Origin of the sequence: Pulveribacter sp., from assembly GCF_032079985.1 — a bacterium.
Taxonomy (GTDB): Bacteria; Pseudomonadota; Gammaproteobacteria; order Burkholderiales; family Burkholderiaceae_C; genus Melaminivora.
In genome coordinates, this window is sequence record NZ_DAMATK010000005.1 from 25,681 (window position 1) to 39,870 (window position 14,190).

Below are 14,190 nucleotides of genomic sequence, written 5' to 3' on the forward strand. Positions count from 1 at the left end.
GGCGGCCGCGCCGCCGCACGGTGCGGCAGAAGGAGGCAGGGAGCGGGGCAGTGGCATGGGCACGACTTCAGCTTGAGGAAACGGTTTGCAACACCCAAGGGCGGAACAGCACCGGTACCCTGTCTTTGCAAGCCTTGGGCCAGCTCTGCAGGCTCCGAAAATCAAGGGTTTACACGGGTGAGGGTAGAATTCACCCCACTCGAATTGGGTTGAAAATACCGTAACAAGGTGAATATGACCGTATTCGAGGCCGCCGCTGCACCCGCGGCCGCCTCGCAAGACCCCCTGCTGGCCCTGTGCACCGACCTGGGCGCCGAGATGCCCCAGGCCGTCCGCCTGCAGCGCCTGGTGGACCTGTTGCGCGCGCAGTTCGGCTGCGGCGCCGTGGCCCTGCTGCGGCTGCAGGAAGAGCAGCTGCGCCCCGTGGCCGTGAACGGCCTGGTCAGCGATGCCCTGGGCCGGCGCTTTGCCGTGGCGCAGCACCCGCGCCTGGCAGCCATCCTGGCGCGCCACGAGGTCACCTGCTTCGAGCACGACAGCACCCTGCCCGACCCCTACGACGGCCTGCTGGACACCCTGGTCGGCGAGCCCCTGCCGGTGCACGACTGCATGGGCGTGGCCCTGCACCTGGAAGGGCGCCCCTGGGGCGTGCTGACGCTGGACGCGCTGGACACCGGCACCTTCACCGCCGCGGCGCGCGAGCGCCTGGCCCAGTGCGTGCCCCTGGCCGAGGCCGTGGTGCGCGTGGCCCGGCTGGAGCAGGAGCTGCGCACCCTGCGCATGGCCGCCACCGCGCCCGGCCTGGGCGGCGCCGGCGAGGTCGGTGCTTCTTCGTCCTCCTCCGCCCGGCGCGCCGGCGAGGTGGAGATCGTCGGCGAAAGCCCGGCCCTGGCGCGCCTGCTGCACGAGCTGTCGGTCGTCGCCGCGTCCGAGCTGCCCGTGCTGCTGCTGGGCGAGACCGGCGTGGGCAAGGAGCTGTTCGCGCGCCTGGTGCACCAAAGCTCGCCCCGGCGCACCCGGCCGCTGGTGCACGTCAACTGCGCGGCGCTGCCCGAGTCGCTGGCCGAGAGCGAGCTGTTCGGCCACGTGCGCGGGGCGTTTTCCGGCGCGGTGAGCGACCGGCCCGGCCGCTTTGAGGCGGCCGAGGGCGGCACGCTGTTTCTGGACGAAGTGGGCGAGCTACCCCTGGCCGTGCAGGCCAAGCTGCTGCGCACGCTGCAAAACGGCGAGATCCAGCGCCTGGGCGCCGACCGGCCGCGCAGCGTCAACGTGCGCGTCATCGCCGCCACCAACCGCAACCTGCGCGAGCAGGTCGCCAGCGGCGCCTTCCGCGCCGACCTGTACCACCGCCTGTCCGTCTACCCCGTGCCCATCCCGCCGCTGCGCGAGCGCGGCAACGACGTGCTGCTGCTGGCCGGGCGCTTCCTGGAGCTGAACCGTGCCCGCCTGGGGCTGCGCAGCCTGCGCCTGTCGCCCGACGCCCAGGCCGCGCTGCGCCGCTACCCCTGGCCGGGCAACGTACGCGAGCTGGAGCACGTCATCAGCCGCGCCGCCCTCAAGGCCCTCTCGCGCGGGGCGGACGCCACCGCCATCGTCACGCTGGAGGCGGGGCTGCTGGACCTGGATGCGCTGGATGCGCCGGCCACCGCCGCGCCCCCCGCGCCGCCGGGCGCACCTGTTCCTTCGCCAGCCACCACCACCACGCTGCGCGACGCGGTGGACGCCTGCCAGCGCCAGGCCATCGACGCTGCCTTGGCGCGCCACGGCGGCAACTGGGCCCAGGCCGCGCGGGCGCTGGAGGTGGATGCGAGCAACCTGCACAAGCTGGCGCGGCGGCTGGGGATGAAGGACTGAGCTTGCTCAGGATGTGAGCCAAAACATCCTCCAGCGCCCTCCAATCAAGCGCCAACAGCTACATAAAAGATAGTAATACTGCGGCAAAGCCCGCTTCCCAGGCGCCCCCACCTGAGCCACCATGGCTGCTTTCCATCGCCTCGGGAGCCGCCAGTGGCCGTCAGCGTTTTCGACCTGTTCAAGATCGGCATCGGGCCGTCCAGCTCGCACACCGTGGGGCCCATGCGGGCGGCGCGGCTGTTTGCGCAGCGGCTGGGGCGCGAGGGGCACCTGGCCTGCGTGTCGCGCGTGCGCGTGCGGCTGTACGGCTCGCTGGGCGCCACCGGGCGCGGGCACGCCAGCGACCGGGCCGTGCTGCTGGGCCTGGCCGGGCATGCGCCCGACACCGTGGACGTGCAGGCCATCGAGCCTTTGATCGCCCGCATCCGCACCACCGGCCGCCTGCCTCTGGCCGATGGGCCGGAGATCGCCTTCGACCCCGCCCGCGACCTGCTGCTGGTGCCCGAAACCACGCTGGCCGTGCATACCAACGGCATGCGCTTCGAGGCCTTCGACACGCGGGGCGCGCTGCTGGACGAGCAGGTGTACTACTCGGTTGGCGGCGGCTTCATCGTCAGCGAGCAGGCGGCGCAGGACGCGCAGCGCCAGGCCGAGCTGGCCCCTGCCACCGACGTGCTGCCGCTGCCCTTTCACAGCGGCGAGCAGCTGCTGGCGCGCGCCCGCGAGGCGGGCGGCTCGATTGCAAACGTCATGCGTACCAACGAGCGGCATTGGCGCAGCGATGAGGACATCGACGCCGGCCTGCTCGCCATCTGGCGTGCCATGCAGGACTGCGTGGCGCGCGGCTGCGAGACGGGCGGCGTGCTGCCCGGCGGCTTTGCCGTGCGCCGGCGCGCTGCGACGCTGCACAACGCACTGGTCGAGCGGCAGGCCTGGGACAAGGACCCGCTGCTGGTCATCGATTGGGTCAACCTATTCGCCCTGGCCGTGAATGAGGAGAACGCCGCCGGCGGGCGCGTGGTGACGGCGCCCACCAACGGCGCGGCCGGCATCGTGCCGGCGGTGCTGCACTACTACTGGCGCTACGTGGCCGGCGCCAGCCAGGCGGGGGTGATCGACTTTTTGCTCACCGCCGGCGCCATCGGCATTCTGTACAAGGAAAACGCCTCCATTTCCGGCGCCGAGGTCGGCTGCCAGGGCGAAGTCGGCGTGGCCTGCTCCATGGCCGCGGCCGGCCTGTGCGCCGTGCTGGGCGGCACGCCCGAGCAGGTGGAGAACGCCGCCGAGATCGGCATGGAGCACCACCTGGGCCTGACCTGCGACCCGGTGGGTGGGCTGGTGCAGATTCCGTGCATCGAGCGCAACGCGCTGGCCTCGGTCAAGGCCATCAACGCCGCGCGCATGGCGCTGCACGGCGACGGCACGCACCACGTCAGCCTGGACCAGGTCATCAAGACCATGCGCGAGACCGGCGCCGACATGCTGACCAAGTACAAGGAAACCTCGCGCGGCGGGCTGGCGGTGAACATCGTCGAATGCTGACCACAATGCCTGCCATGACCACCCACGTACACCCCCGCCCCGCCATTCGCGACCTGGGCGGCTCCCTGATCCGCGAAGTCGCCAACGCCGGCATGGGCCGCGCCGACGTGCTGCCGTTCTGGTTCGGAGAATCCGACCAGCCCACGCCGCAGTTCATCCGCGACGCGGCCATCCAGTCCATCGCCACGGGCGAGACCTTCTACAGCGAGAACCTGGGCCGGCCCTGGCTGCGGGACGCCATCGCGCAGTACCTGTCGCGCCTGCACGGGCGGGACATCGGCGTGCAGCGCATCGGCGCCGTGGCCTCGGGCGACGCGGGGCTGATGCTGGCCAACCAGCTGCTGCTGTCGCCCGGCGACCGCGTGGTGGCCGTCACGCCGCTGTGGCCCAACCTGCTGGAGATGCCGCGCATCCTGGGCGCGCAGGTCGAACGCGTGCCGCTGGCTGTGCGCCAGGGCCGCTGGGCGCTCGACCTGGACCGGCTGCTGGCCGCCCTCACGCCCGGCACGCGCATGCTCATCATCAACTCGCCCAACAACCCCACGGGCTGGACCATCGACGAGGAAAGCCTGGCCGCCGTGCTGGCGCACTGCCGCCGCCACGGCATCTGGATCCTGAGCGACGACGTGTACGAGCGCCTGGTGTACGACCCGGGGCAGGCCAGCGCCCCGTCCTTCCTGCGCCACTACCAGCCGGGCGACCGCCTCATCTCCGTCAACAGCTGCTCCAAGGCCTGGCTGATGACCGGCTGGCGCGTGGGCTGGATGGTGGTGCCCGAGTCGCTGGAGGCCGACCTGGGCAAGCTCATCGAATACAACTTCTCCTGCATCTTCGAGCCCGTGCAGCGCGCCGCCGCCACTGCCCTGGCGCAGGGCGAGGCCCACGTCGCCCGGCTGCGCGCCGGCCTGGTGGACAGCCGCCGGCTGCTGGCCGACGCCCTGCGCGCCGTGCCCGGCGTGGAGGTGCCGGAGGCCGGCGGCGCCATGTACGTGTTCTTCCGCCTGGCTGGCGAGGGCGACTCGCTGCAGCTGGCCAAGCGCCTGGTCAGCGAGGCCGGCCTGGGCCTGGCCCCCGGCGCGGCCTTCGGGCCCGAGGGGGAAGGCTGGCTGCGCTGGTGCCACGCCGTGGCCGACGGCGCCAGGCTGCTGGACGGCGTGCAGCGCCTGGCGCGTTTCGTGGGCAATTAGGCGATTCTTCAGCTGGGTGCGTGGTGCGTCTGCACCGCCGCCATCAGCGCCTGCACGTGCGCGGGCAGGCCGTCCAGCTGGCGCACCAGCATGTGGCGCGGGCGCACGGCCCAGGCGTCCTGCAGGCGGATCTGGTGCACGTGCGCGCCGTCGGCGTAGCGCTGCGCGCCGCTTTCGGGCACCACGGCGATGCCCACGCCGGCCGCCACCATGCGGCACATGGCGTCGAAGCTGGCCAGCTGGATGCGCAGCTTGAGCGTGGCGCCCAGCTGCTGGGCCACCCCGTCCAGGAAGGTCTGCAGCGTGCTGCCTCGGTGCATGCCCACGAAGCGCTCGTGCAGCACCTGGGCAAACGGCAGCTCCTGCAGCGCGCGCCAGGCCGGCGTGGGCGGCGTTACCAGCACCAGGCGGTCGGTGCTGAAGTGCACGCTGGCCAGGCCGTGCGTGTCCACCTCGCCGGCGACGATGCCCAGGTCGGCCCGGCCCTCGCGGATGTCGTCGGCGATGCGCGCGTTGGGCCGCTCCTGCAGGTCCACGCTGATGTGCGGATGCGCCATCAGGTAGGCGGCCAGGATGTCGGGTAAAAAGTCCGTCACCGCCGTGGTGTTGGCGAACACGCGCAGGTGGCCGCGCAGGCCGGCGCCGTACTCCTGCAGGTCGGCCTGCAGCTGGCGAGACTGCTGCAGCATGGCCTGGGCGTGGTGCAGGAAGGCCTCGCCCGGCGGCGACAGGCGCACGCCCCGAGCCTCTCGAATCAGCAAAGGCATGCCGGCCTGCTCCTCCAGCGCCCTGGCGCGCGCGCTGGTGGCCGCCAGCGACAGGTGCGATTGCTCCGCGGCCCTCGTCAGGCTTCCGGTTTGCGTTATCAAAACGAAGAGACGCAAGTCCTTCAGATCGAATTGCATGGAGGTTCAGGGTTTCTATTGAAAAGGGCGAGCCTTTGGAAAAAGCGAAGGCTGGCTTGCAAACTGCGAGATTGTAGAAAGCCGGCGCGCCGGGGAAGATCGCCGCATGAGCCGTACCAGCAGCCCCGCAATCCAGCCCCTCGACCCCGCCACCCTGGCCCACCTGCAGTCCTGGCAGGGCAAGAGCGAAACCACGCCCGACACGGTGACCGCCGCCCCGCTGCGAGCCCTGTCGGCCACGCTGGACCGCGACGATCCGCCGCCCGCCCCCGGCACCGAGGTGCCGCCACTGTGGCACTGGCTGTACTTTCTGCCGCATGCGCGCGCCAGTGAGATCGGGCCCGACGGGCACGCCCGGCGCGGCGGTTTTCTGCCACCCGTGCCGCTGCCGCGCCGCATGTGGGCCGGCGGGCGCCTGCGCTGGCAGGCAGGCAACCCGCTGCAGGTCGGGCAGGAGGTGCGGCGCACCTCCACCATCCGGTCCGTCACGCACAAGGCGGGGCGCTCGGGCGAGCTGCTGTTCGTGCTGGTGGAGCATCAGTTCCACAACGACCACGGCCTGTCGTTGACCGAAGAGCACGACATCGTCTACCGACCCCTGGCCCAGCCCGGCGACGCCGCCCCGCAGCCACAACAGCCGCCCGCGCAGGCCGCCTGGTCGCGCAGCATCGTGCCGGACGACGTGCTGCTGTTTCGCTACTCGGCCCTCACCTTCAACGGCCACCGCATCCACTACGACCGCAAGTACGTGACCGAGGTCGAGGGCTACCCCGGCCTCATCGTGCACGGCCCGCTGATCGCCACGCTGCTCGTCGACCTGCTGCGCCGCAGCCTGCCCGGTGCGCGCGTGGCGGCGTTCGACTTCCGCGCCGTGCGGCCCACCTTCGACCTGCACCCGTTCAGCGTGCACGGCCAGCCGTCGGCGGATGGAAAGACGGTGGCGCTGTGGGCGCAGGACCACGAGGGCTTTCTGACCATGCAGGCCACGGCCACGCTCGCTTGAAGACTCTTAAAACAATAGCTGCCAGCGCTTGCTCAGCAAGGGCTGGAGGCCAAAAAGGCTTGAAATGATCGAACGCACCAGCTCCGACAACCACCACGAGATCCGCGACGCCATCCGCGCCCTGTGCGCCCAGTTTCCGGATGAGTACTTTCGCAAGGTGGACGAGGAGCGCGCCTACCCCGCCGCTTTCGTCGATGCGCTGACCCAGGCCGGCTGGCTGGCCGCGCTGATCCCGCAGGAATACGGCGGCAGCGGCCTGGGCCTGACCGAGGCCAGCGTGGTCATGGAGGAGATCAACCGCTGCGGCGGCAACTCCGGCGCCTGCCACGGGCAGATGTACAACATGGGCACGCTGCTGCGCCACGGCTCCAAGGCGCAAAAGGACACGTACCTGCCGAAGATCGCCTCGGGCGAATGGCGCCTGCAGTCCATGGGCGTGACCGAGCCCACCACCGGCACCGACACCACCAAGATCAAGACCAGCGCCGTGAAGAAGGACGGCCGCTACGTGGTCAACGGCCAGAAGGTGTGGATCAGCCGTGTGCAGCACAGCGACTGGATGATCCTGCTGGCGCGCACCACGCCGCTGGCCGAGGTGATGAAGAAGAGCGAGGGCATGTCCATCTTCATGGTCGACCTGCGCGAGGCCGAGAAGAAGGGCATGACCGTGCGCCCCATCGCCAACATGGTCAACCACGAGACCAACGAGCTGTTCTTCGAAGACCTGGAGATCCCCGAGGAGAACCTGATCGGCGAGGAAGGAAAGGGCTTCAAGTACATCCTGGACGGCCTGAACGCCGAGCGCACGCTGATCGCCGCCGAGTGCATCGGCGACGGCTACTGGTTCCTCGATCGCGTGACGAGCTACGTGCGCGACCGCCAGGTCTTCGGCCGGCCCATCGGCCAGAACCAGGGCGTGCAGTTCCCCATTGCCGACGCCTTCATCGAAGTCGAGGCCGCCAACCTGATGCGCTGGAAGGCCTGCGAGCTGTTCGACGCGCACCAGCCCATGGGCGCCCAGGCCAACATGGCCAAGTACCTGGCGGCCAAGGCCAGCTGGGAGGCGGCCAACGCCTGTATCCAGTTCCACGGCGGCTTCGGTTTTGCCTGCGAATACGACGTGGAGCGCAAGTTCCGCGAGACGCGCCTGTACCAGGTGGCGCCGATCTCCACCAACCTCATTTACTCGTACGTGGCCGAGCACATCCTGGGCCTGCCCCGTTCTTTCTGACATGGACACCCCCCTGAGCGGCTGCGCCGCTTCCCCCCGCTCTCGCACTGCTGCGCAATGCGGGCAGGGGGACGACGCCAGCGCGGCGGGGCGGCCCTTGCGCGGCGTCCGCTGGTCTGTGGCGCGCCGGTTGCATGCGCTGATCAACCCAAGCCAATCCAGGGAATGACTGATTCATGACCCCAACCATCCGACCTCTTGACGGCATCACCGTCGTTTCACTCGAACACGCTGTCGCCGCGCCGTTCTGCACGCGCCAGCTGGCCGACCTCGGTGCGCGCGTCATCAAGGTGGAGCGCCCCGGCAGCGGCGACTTCGCGCGCGGTTATGACCAGCGCGTGCAGGGCCAGTCGTCGCACTTCACCTGGATCAACCGCAGCAAGGAAAGCCTGGCGCTGAACGTCAAGCAGCCCCAGGCCAAGGCCGCGCTGATGCAGCTGCTGGCCACGGCCGACGTGCTGGTGCAGAACCTCGCGCCCGGCGCCGCGGCGCGCATGGGCCTGTCGTACGAAGCGCTGAAGGCGCACAACCCGAAGCTCATCGTCTGCGACATCAGCGGCTACGGCAGCGATGGTCCCTACCGCGACAAGAAGGCCTACGACCTGCTGATCCAGAGCGAGGCGGGCTTTCTGTCGATCACCGGCACGCCCGACACGCCCTCCAAGGCCGGCATCTCGGTGGCCGACATCGCCGCCGGCATGTATGCCTATACCAACATCCTCTCGGCCCTGCTGCTGCGCGGCAGGACGGGCGAAGGCAGCCACATCGACGTCTCCATGCTCGAAGCCATGGGCGAGTGGATGGGCTACCCGATGTACTACGCCTTCGATGGCGCGCCGCCGCCGCCGCGCACCGGCGCGTCGCACGCCAGCATCTACCCCTATGGCCCGTTCGTGGCCGGCGACGGCGGCACGGTGATGCTGGGCCTGCAGAACGAGCGCGAGTGGAAGGTGTTTTGCGACAGCGTGCTGCTGCGCCCCGAGGTCGCCACCGACGCGCGCTTTGACAGCAACGCCCGGCGCAACCAGCACCGCGCCGAGCTGCAGGCGCTGATCCTGCGCGAATTCGCGCAGCTCAGCGCCGCCCAGGTGGTCGAGCGGCTGGACGCCGCTGGCATTGCCAACGCCCGCGTCAACGACATGGCCGGCCTGTGGGCGCACCCGCAGCTGGCCGCGCGCGGGCGCTGGCGCAGCGTGGCCACGCCCGTCGGCGAGGTGCCGGCGCTGCTGCCTCCGGGCGTGAACAGCGCCTTCGACTACCGCCTGGACCCGGTGCCCGCCGTGGGCCAGCACACCGCCGCCATCCTGGCCGAGCTGGGCTGGAGCGCCGCGCAGATCGATGCCCTGCAGGCAACGCCTCAAGCCACCTAAAACCATAGCTGCCCGCGCTTGCTGCACAAGGGCTGAAGGCCAAAATGACCATGAATACCGACGCACCCATCCACCCCCTGGCCGCCTTCGCCGCCACGCTGCAATGGGGCGGCGTGCCGGCCGCCGTGCAGCGCCGCGCCGAAGACCTGTGGGTGGACTGGTTCGGCTCCGTGCTGGCCGGCTGCCGGGCGCGGCCCGTGGCCAGCATCGCGCGCTTCGCGCTGTCGCAGGGCCCCGCCCAGGGCCCCAGCGAGGTGATCGGCCTGGGCGCCAGCAGCTCGCCGCTGATGGCGGCGCTGGCCAACGCCGCCGCCAGCCACTTCGCCGAGCAGGACGACGTGCACAACGGCTCGGTGTTCCACCCCGCGGCGGTGGTCTTCCCGCCGGCGCTGGCCGTGGCGCAGAGCATCGGGGCCAGCGGCGCCGCGCTGATGGCCGCCTGTGTGGCCGGCTACGAGGTCGGCATCCGCGTGGGCGAATTCCTCGGCCGCAGCCACTATCGTGTCTTCCACACCACGGCCACGGCCGGCACGCTGGCGGCGGCCGCCGCCGTGGGCCGCCTGCTGGGGCTGACGCCCGTGCAGATGCAGCACGCCTTCGGCTCGGCCGGCACGCAGTCGGCGGGGCTGTGGGAGTTTCTGCGCACCGGTGCCGACAGCAAGCAGCTGCACACGGCCCACGCCGCCGCGGCGGGCCTCACGGCTGCTTACCTGGCCAAGGACGGCTTCACCGGCGCGCAGGACATCTTCACCGGCGCGCAGGGCCTGGCGGCAGGCATGTCCAGCGACGCCGATCCGGCCAAGCTTATCGACGGCCTCGGCACCCGCTGGGCCACGGCCGAGACCAGCTTCAAGTGGCACGCCTCGTGCCGCCACACGCACCCGGCGGCCGATGCACTGCTGCAGGTGATGCAGCAGCACGGCCTGCAGCCGGCCGACCTGGCCGAGGTCACCTGCCATGTGCACCAGGGCGCCATCGACGTGCTGGGCCCCGTGACGGCGCCCGCCACGGTGCACCAGAGCAAATTTTCGATGGGCACCGTGCTGGCCCTGGCCGCGCGCCACGGCCACGCCGGCCTGACCGAGTTCGACCGCGACTACCTGGCGCCCGAGACCGTGGCCCTGCGCGAGCGCGTGGCCATGGTGCTGGACGCCGAGGTGGACGCTGCCTACCCCCGCCGCTGGATCGGCAAGGTGACGGTGCAGACCACCGACGGCCGCCTGCTGCACGGCCGCGTGGATGAACCCAAGGGCGACCCCGGCAACACCCTGTCGCGCGACGAGATCACCGCCAAGGCGCTGCGCCTGGCCGCCTACGGCGGGGCCGTGCGAGGGCCCGAGGCCGAGGCCGCCGTGCAGCGCCTGTGGCAGGTGGCGCAGTGGCCGCGCGTGGGGCCACTCTTGGCATGATGCAATCCGCGCCGGCGCACTGGGGCTGCGCCGGCGCCTGTCCGTGAAAAAGACCCCGCACAGGCGCACCGCGCCATACAACCAGGAGACATACCATGAAGCACGAAACGACCATCCGCGCCCGCCGCCGAGCGGCCGCAGCCATCGCCTCCGCCTGCACCCTGCTGGCCGCGGGCCTGGCCCACGCCGCCCCCTGGCCCGACAAGAACGTCACGCTGGTCGTGCCCTACAGCGCCGGCGGCCCCACCGACGTGGTGGCGCGCCTGCTGGCCGTGCCCATGGGCCAGTCGCTGGGCCAGACGGTGGTGGTGGAGAACACCGTGGGCGCGGGCGGCACCATCGCCCCCAACCGCGTGGCCAAGGCCAAGAACGACGGCTACACCATCCTCATCCACCACATGGGCATGGCCACGGCGCCGGCGCTGTACAAGAAGCTGCCCTACGACCCGCTCAAGGACTTCGAGTACATCGGCCAGGTGCTGGACGTGCCCATGACGCTGCTGTCGCGCAAGGACTTTCCGGCCAATACCTTCCCCGAGCTGCTGGACTATGTGAAGAAGAACCAGGACAAGGTGACGCTGGCCAACGCCGGCGTCGGCGCCGTCTCGCAGCTGTGCGGCATGCTGTTCATGCACCAGGTGGGGGTCAAGCTGACCACCGTGCCCTACAAGGGCGCGGGCCCGGCCATGAACGATCTGATGGGTGGCCAGGTGGACCTGCTGTGTGACCAGACCACGCAGACCGTACCCGTTATTCAGGACGGCAAGCGCGCCAAGGTCTTCGGCGTGACCACGCCGCAGCGCCTGTCCACGCTGCCCGACATCCCCACCCTGGACGAGCAGGGCCTCAAGGGCTTCGACGTGAAGGTCTGGCATGGCATGTACGCGCCCAAGGGCACGCCCAAAGAAGTGATCGCCGCCCTCAACAAGGCGCTGAACGTGGCCATCAAGGACGAGACCGTGAAAAAGCGCATCTCCGAGCTCAGCTCCGACCTGGTCTCGCCCGACAAGGCCACGCCCGAGGGCCTGCGCAAGCACCTGGAGTCCGAGGTCGCCCGCTGGGACAAGGTGATCAAGGCCGCCGGCGTCAGCGCCGAATGACCTGCCTGCGCCCCGGCCCCGCAGGGTTCGCGGGCCGGGGCGCAGCAACCGGAGCCATCCACTCATGATCGACCGCCTCGACCACCTGGTGCTGACCACCGCCCACGAGGCGCAGTGCGTGCACTTTTATTGCACCGTGCTCGGCATGGCGCTGCAGACCTTCGGCGCCGGCCGCAAGGCCTTCGTCTTCAACGGCCAGAAGATCAACCTGCACGTGCAGGGCCATGAGGTCGAACCCAAGGCACAGCACCCCACGCCCGGCGCGCTGGACCTGTGCTTCATCGCCAGCGTGCCGCTGGCCCAGGTGCAGCAGCGCCTGGCCGCGTACGGCGTGGCCATCGAATGCGGCCCGGTGCAGCGCACTGGCGCGCGCGGGCCCATCACCTCGATCTACGTGCGCGACCCGGACGGCAACCTGGTCGAGATCTCCGAATACGCCTGACCTGGGCTTGCCCCGTGACGACCGACCTGGCCCGCAGCGCCTGCTCCTTCCTGTTCGTCCCCGCCACCCGGCCCGAGCGCCTGCCCAAGGCCCTGGCCAGCGGCGCGGACATGGTCATCGCCGACTGGGAGGATGCCGTCGCCCCCGCCGACAAGGCCGCCGCCCGCGCCGCCCTGCAGCAGGCCGTGCAGGCGCTGCCGGCCGCCGACCGCGCGCGGCTGCTGGTGCGCATCAACGCCAGCGCCAGCGAGTGGTTCGGCGCCGACCTGGCGGCCTTAGGCCCGCTGGTGGCTGCCGGCGTGGCCGGCGCCATGCTGCCCAAGGCCGAGGGGGCCGGCGCGCTGCAGCAGGTGGCCGCCGCCGCCGGGCCGCGCTGCGCGCTGGTGCCGCTGATCGAGAGCGTGGCCGGGCTGGACGCGCTGGACGCCATCGCCGCCGCCACGCCCCAGGTGGCGCGCCTGGCGTTCGGGCACCTGGACTTCCAGGTGGACGCGGGCATGCAGTGTGGCCCGGACGAGGGCGAGCTGCTGCCCGCGCGCTGGGCGCTGGTCATGGCCTCGCGCCGCGCCGGGCTGGCGCCGCCCATCGACGGCGTCACCACCGACACGCAGGACGCCGCGCGCATCGGGGGCGACACCCGCCGCGCCCTGCGCCTGGGCTTTGGCGCCAAGCTGTGCATCCACCCGGCGCAGGTGCCCTGGGTCAACGGCGTCTTCGCGCCCGATGCCGCCGCCGTGGCCCACGCCAGCGTCGTCGTGCAGGCCATGCAGGCCCGCCATGGCGGCGTGTGCGTGGTGGACGGGCGCATGGTCGACGCGCCCGTGCTGCGCCTGGCCGAACAGACCCTGGCGCGCCACGCCTGGGCGCAGCAGCGGCTATCGAATTAGGAGCTTCCAGCGCTTGTCTGGCAAGCGCTGGAGCCCGATTTCATGCATAAACCTGCCGCCCGCGGCGGGCCGGGCCGGCGCGCTGCTACGCTTGGCCACCTGCTTTTTTTATCCCCCCACCATTACCCCGAGGAGAGGCCATGAAGGTGTTGGACAGCGTGCGCGTGCTGGAGATCGGCGGCTTGGGGCCTGGCCCGTTTTGCGCCATGCACCTGGCCGACCTGGGCGCCGACGTGATCTCCGTCGTGCGCGAGCCGACGGGGCAGGCCATCACCTCCGACCTGCTCAACCGCGGCAAGCGCTCGGTGTTCGCCGACCTCAAGAGCGAGGCAGGCCGCGCCCTGGTGCTGCGCCTGGTGGCCGACGCCGACGTGCTGATCGAGGGCATGCGCCCCGGCGTCATGGAGCGCCTGGGCCTGGGCCCGGCCGAGTGCCACGCGGCCAACCCGCGCCTGGTCTACGGCCGCATGACCGGCTGGGGCCAGGACGGCCCGCTGGCCCAGCGCGCCGGGCACGACACCAACTACGTGGCCGTGGCCGGCGCCCTGTGGGGCAGCAGCCCGGCGGACGCACGCCCGGTCTCGCCCTTTGCCGTGCTGGGCGACATCGGCGGCGGCGCGCTGTACCTGATGGCGGGGCTGCTGGCGGGCATCGTGCAGGCGCGCGAGAGCGGGCGCGGCACGGTGGTGGATGCGGCCATCGTCGACGGCGCGGCGCACATGCTCAACCTGATGCTCAGCGCCCGCGCCACCGGCCTGGTGGGCGACGCGCGCGGCGCCAGCGTGCACGACAGCTCGCCCTTCTACGACACCTACGTCTGCGCCGACGGCGGCCACATCACCGTCGGCGCGCTGGAGCGGCAGTTCTATGCCCTGCTGCTGGCCACGCTGGGGCTGGAGGGTGACGCCGACTTCGCCGGCCCCCAGTGGGACCGCGCCGCCTGGCCGCGCCGGCGCGCGCGTCTGGCCGCGCTGTTCCTGACGCAGCCGCGGGCGCACTGGCAGGCGCTGCTGGAGCCCACGGATGCGTGCTTCGGCGTCGTGCTCAGCCCGCTGGAGGCGGCCGAGCACCCGCACCTGCGCGCGCGCGGCGTGTACCGGCAGGGCGAAGGCGGCACGCTGCAGGCGGCCCCGGCGCCGCGCTTCGATGGCGCGGCCTACGCCGCCGGCCCGGCCTGCGCCGCCGGCGCGCACACGCAGCAGGTGCTGCAGCAGCTGGAGAGCGGCGGCGCCTGGCGCGCGCGCTGAGCAGCCAAAAGCC

The 14,190-nt window shown here is 71.3% G+C and carries 12 protein-coding genes; 11 read left to right on the top strand and 1 reads right to left on the bottom strand.

Annotated elements, in window-relative coordinates; translation table 11 throughout:
- Positions 1-234: 234 nt before the first annotated feature.
- From norR to RT282_RS13865, 3 genes are all read left to right on the top strand, one after another.
- The gene (norR, locus tag RT282_RS13855; RefSeq protein ID WP_313315076.1) at positions 235-1,854 is read left to right on the top strand and encodes a nitric oxide reductase transcriptional regulator NorR; all 1,620 of its coding nucleotides are present in this window, start codon (positions 235-237) and stop codon (positions 1,852-1,854) included.
- Between the two features lie 153 nt (positions 1,855-2,007).
- A complete protein-coding gene (locus tag RT282_RS13860) occupies positions 2,008-3,396 on the top strand; it encodes an L-serine ammonia-lyase (protein WP_313315078.1) in 1,389 nt (462 codons plus the stop codon).
- Positions 3,397-3,401: 5 nt separating this feature from the next.
- Entirely contained in the window at positions 3,402-4,583 is a 1,182-nt protein-coding gene (locus tag RT282_RS13865; protein ID WP_409519491.1) for a pyridoxal phosphate-dependent aminotransferase, read from the top strand.
- An 8-nt stretch (positions 4,584-4,591) separates the two neighbouring features.
- Here RT282_RS13865 and RT282_RS13870 read toward each other — a convergent pair whose 3' ends face one another.
- Complete coding sequence (locus RT282_RS13870) at positions 4,592-5,488, bottom strand: LysR family transcriptional regulator (protein ID WP_313315082.1); 897 nt, start codon at positions 5,486-5,488, stop codon at positions 4,592-4,594.
- Positions 5,489-5,594: 106 nt separating this feature from the next.
- Here RT282_RS13870 and RT282_RS13875 point away from each other — a divergent pair, with 106 nt between their 5' ends.
- From RT282_RS13875 to RT282_RS13910, 8 genes are all read left to right on the top strand, one after another.
- A complete protein-coding gene (locus tag RT282_RS13875; protein WP_313315084.1) occupies positions 5,595-6,491 on the top strand; it encodes a MaoC family dehydratase N-terminal domain-containing protein in 897 nt (298 codons plus the stop codon).
- Positions 6,492-6,555: 64 nt separating this feature from the next.
- Positions 6,556-7,722: an acyl-CoA dehydrogenase family protein gene (locus tag RT282_RS13880; protein ID WP_313315086.1), complete on the top strand. Its 1,167-nt coding sequence runs from the start codon at positions 6,556-6,558 to the stop codon at positions 7,720-7,722.
- A 176-nt stretch (positions 7,723-7,898) separates the two neighbouring features.
- Positions 7,899-9,092, top strand: a complete 1,194-nt coding sequence (locus RT282_RS13885; RefSeq protein ID WP_313315088.1) for a CaiB/BaiF CoA-transferase family protein — start codon at positions 7,899-7,901, stop codon at positions 9,090-9,092.
- A gap of 44 nt (positions 9,093-9,136) precedes the next feature.
- Complete coding sequence (locus RT282_RS13890; protein ID WP_313315090.1) at positions 9,137-10,501, top strand: MmgE/PrpD family protein; 1,365 nt, start codon at positions 9,137-9,139, stop codon at positions 10,499-10,501.
- Positions 10,502-10,596: 95 nt separating this feature from the next.
- Positions 10,597-11,601: a tripartite tricarboxylate transporter substrate binding protein BugD gene (locus RT282_RS13895; protein WP_313083930.1), complete on the top strand. Its 1,005-nt coding sequence runs from the start codon at positions 10,597-10,599 to the stop codon at positions 11,599-11,601.
- Positions 11,602-11,665: 64 nt separating this feature from the next.
- Positions 11,666-12,043 carry a VOC family protein gene (locus tag RT282_RS13900; protein WP_313315094.1) on the top strand — a complete coding sequence of 126 codons (378 nt, stop codon included), beginning with the start codon at positions 11,666-11,668 and terminating at the stop codon, positions 12,041-12,043.
- 14 nt (positions 12,044-12,057) lie between these two features.
- Positions 12,058-12,930, top strand: coding sequence for an HpcH/HpaI aldolase/citrate lyase family protein (locus RT282_RS13905; RefSeq protein ID WP_313315095.1), 873 nt, complete (start codon positions 12,058-12,060; stop codon positions 12,928-12,930).
- A gap of 140 nt (positions 12,931-13,070) precedes the next feature.
- Complete coding sequence (locus RT282_RS13910) at positions 13,071-14,177, top strand: CaiB/BaiF CoA-transferase family protein (protein ID WP_312756785.1); 1,107 nt, start codon at positions 13,071-13,073, stop codon at positions 14,175-14,177.
- Positions 14,178-14,190 lie beyond the last annotated feature (13 nt).